The sequence below is a fragment of the Pseudomonadota bacterium genome (genome assembly GCA_039815145.1).
In the GTDB taxonomy this organism is placed as follows: Bacteria; Pseudomonadota; Gammaproteobacteria; order Steroidobacterales; family JBCBZW01; genus JBCBZW01.
The window spans coordinates 1-13,788 of record JBCBZW010000132.1; the positions used below are offsets into that span (position 1 = coordinate 1).

The window sequence follows — 13,788 nt, forward strand, 5'->3', positions numbered from 1 at the left end:
GGTGCGCACGATCACCGTGCCCTACCGCACGGGCGAGGGCATGGCCGAGCGCACCTTCACCACCTACCGCACGCACCACGGCCCCGTCGTACGGAGCGAACAAGGGCGTTGGGTGAGCGTGGCGCTGATGGAACAACCCATGCGGGCGCTCATGCAGTCCTACCTGCGCACGAAGGCCATGCACCTCGACGACTACCTCGGCATCATGGCCCTGCACACGAATTCGTCGAACAACACCGTGTTCGCCGACGCCGAGGGCAACATCGCCTACCTGCACTCGAACTTTGTGCCCGTGCGCAACCCTGCGCTCGACTATCGCTTACCGGTGGATGGCGCCGACCCCGCCAGCGACTGGCAGGGCCTGCACTCGATCGAGGAGAGTCCGAACACGATCAACCCGCCCACGGGCTGGCTGCAGAACACCAACAACTGGCCCTACTCGGCGGCGGGTCCGGGCGCGAGTCCGCGCTACGCCGACTACCCGCCCTACATGGACATCGGCACGGAGAACCCTCGCGGCGTACACGCCCTGGACCTCCTGTCCCAGGTGGAGAAGCTTTCGTTGGAAGGCTTGGTCACCCTCGCCTACGACCCGGCCTTGCCCGCCTTCGCTCAACTGCTGCCGCCGCTCTTCAAGGCTTACGCCGGCCTCGATGCGAAGGATGCGCGCCGTGCCGCCCTGGCCGCGCCAATCGCCGAGCTGCAGGCCTGGGACCGACGCTGGGCGACGGACTCCGTAGCCACCTCCCTGGCCGTCTTCTGGGCCACGCCGCTGATGCGCGAGGCGCGGCCGCAAGCTCGCGCCGCTCGCCAGGAGGTGATCGCCTACATGGCCCAAGCCCTCGAACCGGACGCTTACCTAGCGGCGCTGCAAGGCGCTGTCGATCGGCTGAGCGAGGACTTCGGCGACTGGCGCACGCCGTGGGGCGAGATCAACCGCTTCCAGCGCCTCACGGGGGACATCTCACCGCCCTACGACGACGAGGCGCCGAGCACGCCCGTCGGCTTCGTCTCCGGCCGTTGGGGGTCGTTGGCGTCCTTCGGCGCCGCGCCGAAGCCGGGCACGGCGCGCTGGTACGGCACCGGGGGCAATAGCTTCGTGGCGGTGGTGGAGTTCGGTGAGCGGGTGCGGGCGGTGGCGGTGACCGCTGGTGGCCTGGCGCGTGATCCCGCCTCGCCGCACTTCAACGATCAGGGCGAGCGCTACGCGGAGGGTCGCCTGCGGCCAGTGTACTTCTGGCCGGACGAGTTGGCCGAGCACATCGAGCGGCGCTACCGGCCGGGGCAGTAGAGTACTCCGAGAAGTAAGCGGGAACCCGTTTGAAACGGGTCCCCGCTGATCTAGCAAACGAAGCTCTTACAGCTGGCCAGAAGTCTCAGCGAACACAGCGAAATCCGTACTGGTTGCTCTCGAAGTCGTTCTCGTTGCTCAACCAGCCCCAAAACGAATCCGCGCAGTCGGTTGGCGATTGAGTGGGAATCACAGTCCCGTTTTGCCCGAACTCCGCACGCTCGAATACCGTCGGAAAGTTCGATGACCACTCCGTGGGTCCCGACGGATGAGGCGTGAGCGTGAACAACTTGCAAGCGACCTTTAGCTCTACAGGCTCTGGAAGGCGCTTGCCTCGATCGAGGCATTGCGAGCGCGCGTCCTCGAAGACGGTAGCTGGACTCGCCACTGATTCAATGCAGAAGCCCTTGTCTATGCCATCGGCGGGGTCTGTGAACACGGAGACAAAGAACTCCGAGGAATCACACACGGATGCGCTATGTGGCTGAAACAGTCGTAACGATGTCGCCGCGACGGTCCACATATCGATTCCGAATCCGGGTGAGACCGTCACGTTCTCTACGTAGGGTGGCGGCGGCGGACCCAGCTGAACAGCTTGCACGGCGTCGGCGATGACGTAGCCATTCGCGCCTGCGTCCGACAAGCTCACTTTGGTCGGCGCTACAAAGTCACCCAGTGAGATGAACTCTCCACCCTGCTGCTGCTGATTTACGGTGATCTGAGAGGTGCCGCCCGCGTGAAACACCGTGAATGTCGCGTTTGTGGCCCGGTTCGGATGGGAGGCCCATTGTGCGGAGACCGTGTAGACATCTGACGGGCTCGAGACGTTCAGGGTCCACTCGGCAACACCCCCAGGCGTGTTCGTGTTGTGGAGGTAGTCGCTCCCGAAGAAAGGGGAGACTCCGCTGTTCCCCACGCTCGGGGCCCATGAGCCGCTTACGATACTGAAGTTGCTTGTGTCGGTGTTATCCACGACGATCGTCTCTGCGGCGACGATTGGCGCGAGTAGGGTAAGTGCTAGTGCTGACCGGAACATCATTCCCCCTAGGCTTCTAGTTCGAGTAGCCTATCTCGCACAAGAGTTATGTAAGAGTCAATCTTCTCGTGGAGTAGTCGATCGGCTGCGGGTAGCGGTCAGGCGGTTGATGGGCCCTAGGGGGAGTCGGGGGGGCGGCGGCCCGTGTAGCGGTAGTACTCGTTCCACAGGGCCTGTTTGCGCGCAGGGTCGGTCTCCGCTTCCGCGGCCCGGCGAATCTGCGCGGCCACGGCGTCGTCGTTGTCGACCCGACGGATGCGTTCGGCCGGCGCGCCGCTATCCCCCGGTGAGGGCGCCTCGCGCTGATCGCGGGGCGGCGGCGGGGTGGCGAGTTCGATCTCCTCCTGATCGATCGCCCGCCGGGTCTCGCGTCCTTCTCGTGATCGACTCGTGCTCAAGGTGGGCAGGACGCGCGGCTCCGTGCCCGTGATGCTGCTCGGGATGGGGCCACCGCCACTGCTCGATCCAGCGCTGCCGCCGCCACTGCCGCCGCTGCCCGTGCCGGTGCCTGACCCCGAGCCGCCGCCGTTGCCCTCACCCTCGCCCGCCTTGCCGCGGCAATAGCTGAGCTCGCCGAGCGTGCGGTCGAGTTCCTCGCTGCGCAGGGCGATGAGCTCCTGCTCCGTGTAGGGGTAGTCGGGGTCGTAGAACTCGGGTTCGACGTCCGTGCACTCGTAGGCCTCCTCCTGCGCGAGCGCCAGTGGGGCGGCAAGGCCGAGGCTAAGGACGGTGATCAGCGAGGCTCGGGTCACGGTAATGCTCATGGGTAAAGCTCCTCAGCGCGTGAGCGCCATGAAGGTGCCGTCGTTGCGATACGCCATCTCGCGCATCAGGGTGGCGAATTTGGGCGCCGTGCGGGCGACGAAGAAAGCGAGGGCGTGGATGCGCGCCAGGCGTTCGCCCGGGGCGCCGTTCAGTTGGCCGGCGAGGTTCACGTCGCGCTCGTAAGACGGGCCCGTGTAGTCGTCGCCGAGCACGTAGATCGACACCTTGTCGCCGCGCTTCATCTGCGCGCCGTAGGTGCGAAGCGCCTCGGTGATGCCCTGCATGGGGTTGCTGTTCGAGTTCGCGCCCCAGGCCTTGAGCTTGGCGAAGGCCTGCAGGCGGTTGCCGCGCGTGTCCTTGATCCAGCCGCCGCGTTGGCCCGGGTACATGTAGATGCCGTTGTCGTTCATGATCTGGAAGCCCTTCACCTGCGGGTGGATGGTGAGCAGGGAGTCCATCTCGCGCACCACCCAGCTCCAGATCTGGCGCATGCTGCCGGAGGTGTCGATCACGAAGATCACGTAGTCGCCGTCCACGGGGATGCCGCCAACTTCGTCGTCTTCCTCGTCCGTGTCGTTGCGCGTGAGTTGGATCGTGCGTTCCAGGTTCTCGCCGCGCTGCTTCAGGATGTCCGTGGATGCGGACAGCGCATCGGCATCCGCCAAACGTGCCTGTTCGGTGGCGGCGAGGCGCTGCAGGGCGAGGCGGGCGTCGGCGTTGTTGCCCTGGGACTCGGCGAGCTTTAGGCGTTCGCGCTCGAGGAGGTCGTCGAGCTGCTGCTGCTGCGCCTCGAGGGCGAAGGTGCGGGCGAGGAGGGCGCCGGAGTCGACCCGTGGTGCCGGCGTCGGCACAAGGCCCGTGCGCGAGATCAGGATCAGCAGCACGATGGCGCCGAAGCCGCAGGACACTACATCCAGTAAGGCCAGGCCAAACACGTCTCGGCTGCGGGCGCGGCGGAGCGTGTTCACGGCCAGCTCGCCGGCGGGCTGATGAGCGTGCCGCCGTTGCCGACGCTCCAGGCCATGTAGGCGGGGCCCGCGTTCCAGTCCCCTTCCAGGGGTAACAGCACCACGTTCATGGTGAACGAGCCGAGCTTGTCGCGGGCGGCTCTCGTGGCGTTGCGGAACAGCGCGTCGCGACAGTCCGCCGTAACCCGCGGCCCGCGCGCACAGCGACCGCCGGTGGTGGCCCGCGTGGGCAGGCCGTCGGTGATGAGGTAGACGTCGGTGGGCGCTGGCTTGAGTTCCGCGAGGGCAGCGAGGCCCTCTTCGAGATTGGTGGCGCCGGTGGGGACCAGCGCCTCGAGATCGCGCTGGAGGCTCGCCAGTTGTTCCTCGTTCGAGGTGGCGAACCAGTTGCCCGGGCCGAGCACCTCAGCCGATTCGGCGAAGCCCACCACGGACACCATGCTGCTCTGCGGCGCGCGCGCGAGCAGCCACTTCGAGGCCTTCACGGCGCGTAGCCACTTCGGTGCGGTCTGGCGCTCCTGCGCCGGTGCCACCTTGTAGCGGAAGATGTCGGTGAGCATCTCGTCGGTCATCGAGGCGCTGTGGTCGAGCATGATGGCGATGCGCCGGCCCTTCACCTGCAGGCCGGTGACGTAGTCTTCCTGGCCGCTGCCGAGGATCTCGATCACGTCCGTCTCGGCGAGCTGCTCCTCGCGTTCCTGTACCGTGCGCTGGAGCTGCTGGTTGACCTCGCGTTGGGCGCTCATGCGCACGTCGAGGGCGGCCAGGGCCGCGAGCGAACGTTCTCGTTGAGTGAGTAGCTTGCTACCTAGCTTCTCCTCCTCTGCGTTGAGGCGGGCGATGTCCGCAATTTCCTGGCGAAACTGCTCGGTCTGGCGCTCCATGGTCTCCAGTTGCTCGAGCAGGCGGTCCGTCTCCACGGAGCCCGCGTCCGTGTTGTGCTTGATCAGGAGGAAGATGAGGATCGCAGCGCCGAGTCCGCAGGACATGACGTCGAGGAAGGAGAGCGACGAGCCCGCCCCGCGACGTCGGTTGCGCATGCGATCCACGGCGTTCACGCCGCGGCCACCTCACCCGTGGCGGGATCGGCCTTGCGGGCGGCGGCGCGGATGCGCTCCTCGCACTCGGCCTCGATGTCGATGATGAGCTTGTCTTGCGTGCCTTCGAGCACGTGCATGAACAGCATCAGGGCGAGACTCAGCACCAGGGCGACGAGGGTGGAGTTGAAGGCGACGCCGAGGTTCGCCGTCATGGAGGCGATGTCGCCGGCCAGTGCCTTGTCGGCCTCGCCGAGGGCGGAGCCGATACCGCGCACCGTGCCGACGAAGCCGATCGAGGGCACGGCCCAGATCACGTAGCGGAACAGCGAGTTGCTCGCCTCCAGCGTGCGACCGAAGGTCTCCAGGTGCATGTGGGCGGCTTCGCGCGCCTTGTGGATGTCGCCGCCCTTGCCGAGGGTCATGCTGTCCGTCACCGCCTTGATCAGCGGGTGGTTGGCGGCGGCCGCGGACTGGGCGAGGGTCTCGCTGGGGGTGGTGGCGAGGGCGTCGAAGTAGTCCCACTGCGCCGAGAGCTCCATCAGGCGCCAGATCGTGAGCACGAAGCTCCACAGGAACAGGATGATGCAGATCTCCTGTTCGCCATCGCGCAGCACCACGTAGGGCGAACGCGGGGCGGAGGTGCCGGCCGCGCGGGCGGCATCGATGAGCGCATCGGCGGTGGGGCGGATGTGGCCGATGTAGAGCAGGTGCACCAGCAGGCCGATGCCCACGAGGAGGCCGAAGTAAATCGCCAGGCGTCGCCAGTCCGTACCGCGTGCTTGTCTATCGCCCATGGTCAGATGTCCGCCGGCAGGGTGGCCGGGGCGTCGAGGCTGACGCTGTTCTGGGCAATCGCATGGCCGACCGCCAGCAGCGACAACACGCCGAGGGCGGCCATCGCGGTCCAGAGCAGTCGGTGTCGTCTCGCTGGCGCCATCGCGCTCTCCTCAATAGATGTAGCGGGCTATGCGAAAGCCCAGGTCGTCGGCCGCTTCGCCACCCGCGCTGCGGTGGGCAGCGCGCAGGGTCTCGACGCGGCCGTCGCGCCAGCCGGAGCCCTTGATCACATGGCCCTCGCCGCCGGCGCGGGCGGGGCCAGTCGGGTCGAGGGCGACGCCGTCGCGGGGCGGGTTCAGATCGTCGAAGTCGTGCACCCACTCGCGCACGTTGCCCGAGAGATCGTGCAGGCCCGAGCGGTGCGGGGGGAAGCTCGCGACCGGCGCGAGGCGGGCGAAGCTGTCCGTGTACTGGGGGAGGTAGAACTTCAGCTCACCGCGCACGGTGCTGTCGGCGGCGGCGGTCTCGTCGGCGAAGTTGCCGGCCTGGGCGGGCACTTCGTACTCGCTGCCCCAGGTGAAGCGGGCGGCCTGGCGTCGTCCTGCCGATCGGGCCAACCACTCCCACTCGGCTTCCGTGGGCAGGCGATAGCCATCGGCGGCGAGGTTGGCGCCGAGGTAGCGGGCGCCGGCGAAGCGGTACACGGGCAGCAAGCCCTCGCGTTCGCTGAGCCAGTTGCAGAAGCGGGCGGCCTCGCTCCAAGTGACGTTGGTCACGGGGCGGTTGTCGCGGGTGCCGCCGCCGCGGAACTGGGCGAACTGAGCGTTGCTGATCTCCGTGCGCGAGACGTAGAAGGGGCGCGTGAGCCGCACCTCGCGCAGGTATTCGTTGGCGCGTTGGCCGCGCTCGGTGGCCGGGGCGCCCATGGTGAAGGTGCCGGCGGGGTCGAAGCGGCGCATCTCCAAGCCGCCGAGGCTGCGGTAGCGCGGTGTGGCGGCGGCGGACAGGGCCTGCGACTGCGTGAGCAGGGTGACGTCGATGCGTTGGGGCGCCGTCGGCGTGGGTTCGACCGTGCGCGTGATCGTGGCGTAGCCGGTGCGCCGCAGCTCGATGCGATGGGCCATGGCGGGGAGGTCCAGCACCAGGGGCGTGCCGCCTTCAGCGCGGCCGTCGACGAACACCTCGGCGGGCGGGTCCGCCACGATCTCGACCTCACCGAAGAGTGGGCTTAGGCGAAGGTCCAGGCGGCGGGACTCGTCGGGCGCCAGGGTCAGGGTCTGCGCCTCGGTGCCGTGGCCCGGCAGGGAGTAGACCACCGTGTGGGCCACGCCCGAGGCCACCTGGAAGGGCGAGGCGCCGACGGCGCGGCGCACGCCGTCGATCAGCAGGGTGCCGCCGGGGGGGCTCACTGCCACGGCGACGGTGCCGGGGTTGGGTAGGAGGCGGTAGTTGCGCGTGAGCGAGGGGCGCTCGCGTGTGACGCGCGCGCGCTCCACCACATCGGCGAAGCCGTCTCGGCGCACGGCCACCACGTACTCGCCACCCGGCACGGGGGCCATGAGCGGGGTTTCACCGAGCAGCTCATCGTCGACGATCACCTGGGCGCCCGACGGCTCTGAGTTGATCAGGAGCTTGCCCTGCACGGGGACGAGGTCGAGGGAGACGGCGCGTTCCTCCGCTCGTGAAAGGCTGAGGGTCTGCTCGGCGAGGGCGTGGAAGGGGCTGTCCACCTGCACCGTGTGGGTACCCGGCTCGACGCTGAGTTCGAGGGTCTCACCGTCGCCGAGAATCTCACCGTTCAGCCGCCAGCGAACCTCGGCGCCAGCCGGCGCGCTGGAGAGCGTGAGCTGCGCGGGGCGTTCGCGCAGGGCCACCTCCACGTAGTTGCTGCCCGGCGCCGGCGTCAGGGCGACCTCCTGGGGGAAGAAGCCCGGCGCCTCGACGATGGCGTGCAGGCGCGAGGAGAAGGTGTACACGCGCTCGCCCACCGTGAGGCCCCAGCCGTCGCGCAGGGTGACCGTGGGCGTGGCGGCGGCGTCCGGCGGGGTGATCAGCAGGCGCACGCCGCGCGAGAGCAGCGCGAACACGGCGACCGCGGCGAGCGCCAGGAAGATCGCACCTAATCCGAGCGCCAGGCGTTGGGCGCGCTGCCGCCGGGCCTTGCGCAGAGCGAGGTCGAGGGGGTTGTCGCCGGTCGGCGCGGCGTCAAGCGGCGGGTTCATCGCACACCACTTCCACCTGCATCCGTTCGATGCCGAAGTTCACGTCGAGGGCCACGAGCTTGGAGCGATAGCCGGCGCGGTGCCCCTCCACCTCGTAGCGGCCGGGGGTGAGCTCGATGGTGGCGCGCTTGCGCTTGCCGACCTGACCGACGCGGCGCACGCTGATCTCGGTCATGCCATCGGAGATGAGGGTGATCTTCACCGGTTGGGTGGCCAGGGTGAGGTAGGCGTCGAGCTGGTCGAGCTGGCCGTCGAGGATGGCGCTCACGCCGCGGATCGGGGCGAGATCGCTCGCCAGGCGCTGGGCCGCCTCGCCGGCGCGCGCTGAGCCGATACGCAAGGGGTCTTCCAGGTAGATCGCGATCCGGTCGAGGGCATCGACCACGGCGCGCGCGTCCTTGGCGCCGCGCACCGCGTCAGCGTTGGCGGGGTCGAGGGCGAGCGCCTGTTCGTAGGCGGTGAGGGCGACGGGCCAGTCCTCATCGTCGCGGGCGCGAGCGGCGCGTGCCAGGGCGTCGTCCAGGCGTCGCTGGGCGCGGGCGTCGTCGAGGCGTTGCTGCAGGAGGCTGAGGTCTTGTCCCGGGTCGATGGCGCGAGCGCGATCGACCGCCCGTTGGGTCTGATCCAGGTCGCCGCGCGCCAGCGCGCCCTCGGCCGCGGCCACGGCGGCGCGATAGCGGTTGGCGGTGTCGGCGCCCTGCAGCGCCCCGATGCGTTCGCTGAGGGTGGTCCGTGCCGGGTCGAGCACGAGGGCGGCGCGCAGCTGGCGCAGCTCCTCGTCGGGCCGGTTCTCGACGTTGGCCACGCGCGCCGCCTCGAGGGCGTTCAGCACGGCCGGCAACACGGCGATGCGCTCGCCCAGCGCCTGGGCGGCGGCGGAGCCGGGATCGATCAGCAGGGCGCGCTCGATCGCTTGGCTGGCGAGGGGGGCGTCGTTGTCCGCGAAGGCGCGCTCGGCCTTGCGCAGGGCGTCGCGGTAGGTCTGCTGGGCGTGCTTGATCGCCTCGTCGGTGATCTCGACCGCCTCGGTGATGGCGATGGTGGCCTCGCGGTACTTGCCCGCGTCGAAGGCGTCCAGGGCCCCGCGTTCCTTGGCGTCGATCGCCTCGGCGCGGGTCGGCTCCCACGCGTCCAGGGACACCCGGTCGAGGGCCGGGCGGGCCTCGAAGTTGAAGACGCGCAGGGCGTCGAGGAAATCCTGGCGCGAGCACTCATCCCCGCTGTCCTCGCCGCAGGCGATCTCGACCGGTGCTTCGGTGACGGCGCGCTGGGCGTCCACCGCGGGTGTAAAGGTGGCCTCCACCCACAGGAAGGCGCCGACCACCACGGCCAGCGTGGCCGTGAGGGATGCGCCGATCAGCACCTGCTGCCGCCGCCGTTTGCGGCCCGCCAGGGCCAGGGCGTCGAGGTCCTGGTTATCGCTGCTGTTGTCGTTCGGGGGGTCTTCGCTCACGGGCTTGCTTCACGTTCCCAAGGGGTGACTGAGGCGAGGGGCGCCGCGCGCCGGCCCCGTTCGAGGCTGGCGCTTATCGGCATCGCTAGGGGATCTGCAGAGGTCTCGTCAGAGATCCTCTTCGATCACCAGCGGTCGATCGGGCGTGGCCTCTTCCGCGTACACATCGCGCAGGAAGTTGCGCATGTCCTGGTACTGCTTGGCCGCGTTGCCCTCGAGGGTCTGCGTGCGACCTTCGAACTCCACGTTGGTGGGCGCGAGCTGGATGTCCACGGACTCGCCGAGCTCCGAGAGCGACTCGCGCAGGGCGTTGTACTGGCGCGAGGAGCGGTAGGCGGTGTAAGCCAACGCGGCGCTACCGGCGAGGGCAATGGTCCTCGCGTCGGTGGACTCCGAGCCCGCGGCGACGCCCGCGGCAGCCAGCAGGCCGGCGAACACCTTGCGGCGGGTCGTCTTGGCGCGCTCCTGGCGCGCGTCGACGGCTAAGGGGTAGGCGTCCGTTTGCCACTCCCCGTACACCGGGGCCACGCGGCCGCTGAACTCGTCGTAGTTGCGTTGCAGGTCGTCGAGGAACAGCTCCTCCTTGGTGCGGATGGCGGCGATACGCGCGTACTGCTCATCGCCCGCCGCCGGCAGGCCTTCGAGGGTGGTCACGCTGATGCGGGTGGTGCGCTCGCCCGTGCGCACGCGCACGCGATCCTCGCCGAGGTAACGGCCGAAGGTGTCCTCGGAGTAGCTGCTGGCGAACACCATGTCGGCGATACCTTGCAGTTCTCGTAGGTCGCGATCATCGCGTTTGGCGAGGGCGGCGAGCAGGTCGTCGACGATCTCCGCGTAGAGCGCCTCGTAGGGGTCGACATTGCGCAGGCGCGCGGTCTCCGAGACGTCCGACTCGTCCACGCGGATCTTATAGATGTCGTTCAGCCACTCGCGCTGGGAGATGTCCATCACCTGCACCTGCAGGTGAAAGTCCTCGCTGTTCGAACGCATGATGCGGCCGACCAGGTAGAGCTCGCCGATCGCCTGCGCGGAGGGCGTCACGCGCACCTTCTCGAACAGGCCCGTATCGCGCAGGGCGTCGCGCAGGTTGACGGCGATGAGGTTCGCCTCCGTGCGGCGAATCTCGTCGAACACCTGATCCCACTTCTCATCCTTGTGGTACGGCTTGGGCGGATCGCCGTCGAGGCCGGGGTCGAACACTGGGATGACCACGCTCAGGGGCGTGTTGGTGGCGATGGTGGTGCGTTCCGCGCGCGCCTGGCCGGTCTGCGGATCGTAGGTGGAGGACCGGGCGGGCCCAACAACATCTGCAATCGCCACGCCGGCGCCGATGGTGAGGAGCAGGCCTAGGATCCAGTGTTGGGGGGCAGTGGACTTCACGCTTACCTCCTCTCGTGTCGAGAGTAATAAAGTTGATAGGTGACTTCAGCGCCCTACGGGGTGGTCGCCTGGTCGAGGGTTTCCGCGCGCACGAGCGGGTCGGGGTGGGTGGAGAACCAGCTGGCCACACGCCCTGCGCTGCCGTTGGCCTGCGCCAGCTTGGTGAGTGCACTAACGCCGGCCTTTGGGTTCAAGTCGAGCATTTCCAGCAACTTCTGACCGAAGCGGTCGGCTTCGAGTTCCGCACTGCGGCCAAAGTGAAGTTCGAGGGCGCCGAGGCCCGTGTTGAGGCCGGGGCCGGCCGTGGGCAGGCCCAGCAAGCTGGCGGCGACGCCGGCGAGATTGCGCGTCTGTTGCCGACGCATCGATGCCATGCCGTGCTCCTTCACCACGTGGGCGATCTCGTGGCCGATGACGAAGGTCAATTCGTCGTCGTCCAGCAGTTGCATCAGGCCCGCGAAGACGCGCACTTCGCCATTCGGGAAAGCGACGGCGTTGACCTGGGGCGCGAGGTAGACCCGGTAGTTCAACGTGTAGCCGTTGACCTCGCCCAGGTAGGTCACGATCTGGGCCAAGCGCCGGTCCAGCTCGCTGCCTACGGGCGCCACGCCGAGCTGGGCGTCGAGGGCTGCGACCTGGCGCTCGATCGCCTGGTCGCTGCTCGCCTGCAGGAGCAGGGCGGCGCGCAGGGCATCGCCGACGGCGGCCGAGGCCGTCGTCGTGGCGCCGAGCAAGCCGAGCGTCAGCAGCGCGCAGGCGACGCAGCGGGCCGCGCGAGCGGCGACGGGTTGATGACTGGGTAATCGCATTAGCTCTCTCGGAGAAGTTTCCGGGCGGGCACTTTGGTTTCAACGGCTGAGGGCGCGCTTGGTGTACCGCTCGTCGCCAGGAATCTGCCGCCTCTCGAAGGGTGGCCGAGGGTTGAATAATTTAGGCGTTAAATCGATTGCAAAGCGACACTTGCGCCCCGCGCGGCTTTTCCGCAATGTGTTCAAAAAATAACCACGACCCATAAGGGTCGAGACGCTCGCAACTCGTAAAACCCCTGGCGCTCAGTGACGGGCGTCGTAGGAGCTTTTCTCGCATGAACCGATACCTGACGACTCTGGCCGCCGCCACCGCACTGCTCGGCGCCGCCGCCGCCCACGCCGCCACCGTGGAATTCAACTTCGCCGATGGCCTCGGCAATCGCGAGGGCACCGCACCGGTGACCTACACAGATAGTGGGATCACCCTCACGGCGGAAGGTTTCGCCGGCGAGGAACCCCGCATCGTGCACATCAACGGCGAGACGGGCCTCGGCGTCGTCGGCAACACGCCCGCCTTCGAGGGCAACCGAATCGGCCCCGGCGAGTCGCTGCTGTTCACCTTCTCCCAGCCCGTGGCGCTCGAGCGCCTGATCGCGTTCGACGAGATCAACATCAGCACGCCCTTGTTCTTCGCCATCCTCGTCGACGGCGTGCAGGCGGGTGTGTTCGATCTCACCGAAGATGTGGTGAACGTGGTGAGCCTCGACGTCAGCAGCGTCGGCGTCGGCACCGCCTTCCAGATCGTCGGCCTCTCGGGCGATGAAGGTTTCCGCGTCACCGCGCTTCGCGCCGCCACCGTGCCTGTACCGCCGGCCCTCGCCCTGTTCGCCGGCGCGCTGCTGGTCACCGGCGCCGCTCGCCGCCGGCGCGCGCAGGCCTAAGCCGCCTCAAGCCTCTTCCGCGAAGGGCGCGTGGCACAGCTGCGAGCCCTTTTTCGTGTCCAGCCTTCCAAACTTTCGCCGCGCCGATGGCGGTTTCCGGCGATTTGATTCCTATCCCTTGCTGCGATGCAATAGAGGCTCGTGAGCGCCCGGCGCTCTGGAGTTCTTGAGGAGAGCGCAATCCCATGACTTCCCTGAGCGAGACCGACCGCGTCGCCATCGGTCAGCTGTCCGTCGACCGCGCGTGGCGGGACTTCATCGAGCAGGAAGCCCTGCCGGGCACCGGCGTCGCCAGCGCGGACTTCTGGCGCGGCCTCGAGCATCTCATCGCCGAGCTGGCACCGCGCAACCGCGACCTCCTCGCCACGCGTGACGTGCTCCAGGAACGCCTGGACCAGTGGCACCAGCAGCACCCCGGCCAACCGGATCCCCGCGTGTACACCCAGATGCTGAAGGAGATCGGCTATCGGGTGCCGGTGCCGCCGTCCTTCACGCTGGCGACCCACCGCGTCGACCCCGAGGTGGGCGAGGTGGCGGCCCCCCAGCTGGTCGTGCCCATCACCAACGCGCGCTACGCCCTGAACGCGGCCAACGCCCGGTGGGGCTCGCTCTACGACGCCCTCCACGGCACCGACGCCCTGCCCGAGGACGGCGGCGCCGAACGCAGCGCCACCTACAACCCCGTGCGCGGGCAACGGGTGATCGCCTACGTACGCGAGTTTCTCGACCAGACCTTTGCGCTGCGCGAGGGCAGCCATCGCGACGCCACGGCCTACGCACTGCGCGACGGCGCGCTGGTGATCCGCCTCGCCGACGGGGCGCAGACCGGCCTCGCCGACCCTGACCAGTTCGCGGGGATCGCCGGCGACGCCGACCAGCCCGAGGCGGTGCTCCTGCGACACCACGGTCTGCACGTGCACCTGACGATCGATCGCGACCATCCCATCGGCCGCGACGACCCTGCCGGCATCGCCGACGTGCACCTGGAGGCCGCCCTCACCACCATCCTCGACCTAGAGGATTCCGTCGCCTGCGTGGATGCTGAGGACAAGGTGCACGCCTACCGCCATTGGCTGGGCCTGATGCGCGGTGACCTCACGGCCACGGTGCGCAAGGGCGGCGAGACCTACGAGCGACGCCTGGCCGCGCCGCGCCACTACCGCGAC

General features: G+C 68.5%; 13 protein-coding genes. 3 read left to right on the forward strand and 10 right to left on the reverse strand.

From position 1 onward, the window contains the following. The coding region (locus AAF184_21210) for a penicillin acylase family protein (protein MEO0424869.1) at positions 1-1,291 on the forward strand (1,291 nt) is incomplete at its 5' end. Between the two features lie 85 nt (positions 1,292-1,376). Here the strand turns inward: AAF184_21210 and AAF184_21215 are convergent. From AAF184_21215 to AAF184_21260, 10 genes are all read right to left on the reverse strand, one after another. After that, positions 1,377-2,330 (reverse strand): hypothetical protein, encoded by a 954-nt coding sequence (locus AAF184_21215; protein ID MEO0424870.1) that lies wholly within the window; start codon positions 2,328-2,330, stop codon positions 1,377-1,379. Between the two features lie 113 nt (positions 2,331-2,443). After that, positions 2,444-3,091, reverse strand: a complete 648-nt coding sequence (locus AAF184_21220) for a hypothetical protein (GenBank protein MEO0424871.1) — start codon at positions 3,089-3,091, stop codon at positions 2,444-2,446. Between the two features lie 12 nt (positions 3,092-3,103). Beyond that, on the reverse strand, positions 3,104-4,060 hold the full coding sequence (locus AAF184_21225) for a hypothetical protein (protein MEO0424872.1): 957 nt from the start codon (positions 4,058-4,060) through the stop codon (positions 3,104-3,106). Further along, positions 4,057-5,118, reverse strand: coding sequence for a VWA domain-containing protein (locus AAF184_21230; GenBank protein MEO0424873.1), 1,062 nt, complete (start codon positions 5,116-5,118; stop codon positions 4,057-4,059). The genes AAF184_21225 and AAF184_21230 overlap by 4 nt, the downstream gene beginning before the upstream one ends. Further along, the gene (locus tag AAF184_21235) at positions 5,115-5,894 is read right to left on the reverse strand and encodes a MotA/TolQ/ExbB proton channel family protein (protein ID MEO0424874.1); all 780 of its coding nucleotides are present in this window, start codon (positions 5,892-5,894) and stop codon (positions 5,115-5,117) included. The genes AAF184_21230 and AAF184_21235 overlap by 4 nt, the downstream gene beginning before the upstream one ends. Before the next feature lie 2 nt (positions 5,895-5,896). After that, positions 5,897-6,037 (reverse strand): hypothetical protein, encoded by a 141-nt coding sequence (locus AAF184_21240; protein ID MEO0424875.1) that lies wholly within the window; start codon positions 6,035-6,037, stop codon positions 5,897-5,899. 10 nt (positions 6,038-6,047) lie between these two features. Further along, entirely contained in the window at positions 6,048-8,099 is a 2,052-nt protein-coding gene (locus AAF184_21245; protein ID MEO0424876.1) for an SUMF1/EgtB/PvdO family nonheme iron enzyme, read from the reverse strand. Beyond that, positions 8,083-9,552, reverse strand: coding sequence for a hypothetical protein (locus AAF184_21250; GenBank protein MEO0424877.1), 1,470 nt, complete (start codon positions 9,550-9,552; stop codon positions 8,083-8,085). Before AAF184_21250 ends, AAF184_21245 begins: the two co-directional genes overlap by 17 nt. A 108-nt stretch (positions 9,553-9,660) precedes the next feature. Beyond that, positions 9,661-10,932, reverse strand: a complete 1,272-nt coding sequence (locus tag AAF184_21255) for a hypothetical protein (protein ID MEO0424878.1) — start codon at positions 10,930-10,932, stop codon at positions 9,661-9,663. A gap of 53 nt (positions 10,933-10,985) precedes the next feature. Beyond that, complete coding sequence (locus AAF184_21260; protein MEO0424879.1) at positions 10,986-11,741, reverse strand: M48 family metalloprotease; 756 nt, start codon at positions 11,739-11,741, stop codon at positions 10,986-10,988. 275 nt (positions 11,742-12,016) lie between these two features. Between AAF184_21260 and AAF184_21265 the strand changes: the two genes are divergently transcribed. Then, positions 12,017-12,622: a hypothetical protein gene (locus AAF184_21265; protein MEO0424880.1), complete on the forward strand. Its 606-nt coding sequence runs from the start codon at positions 12,017-12,019 to the stop codon at positions 12,620-12,622. A 185-nt stretch (positions 12,623-12,807) separates the two neighbouring features. Then, the coding region (locus tag AAF184_21270) for a malate synthase G (GenBank protein MEO0424881.1) at positions 12,808-13,788 on the forward strand (981 nt) is incomplete at its 3' end.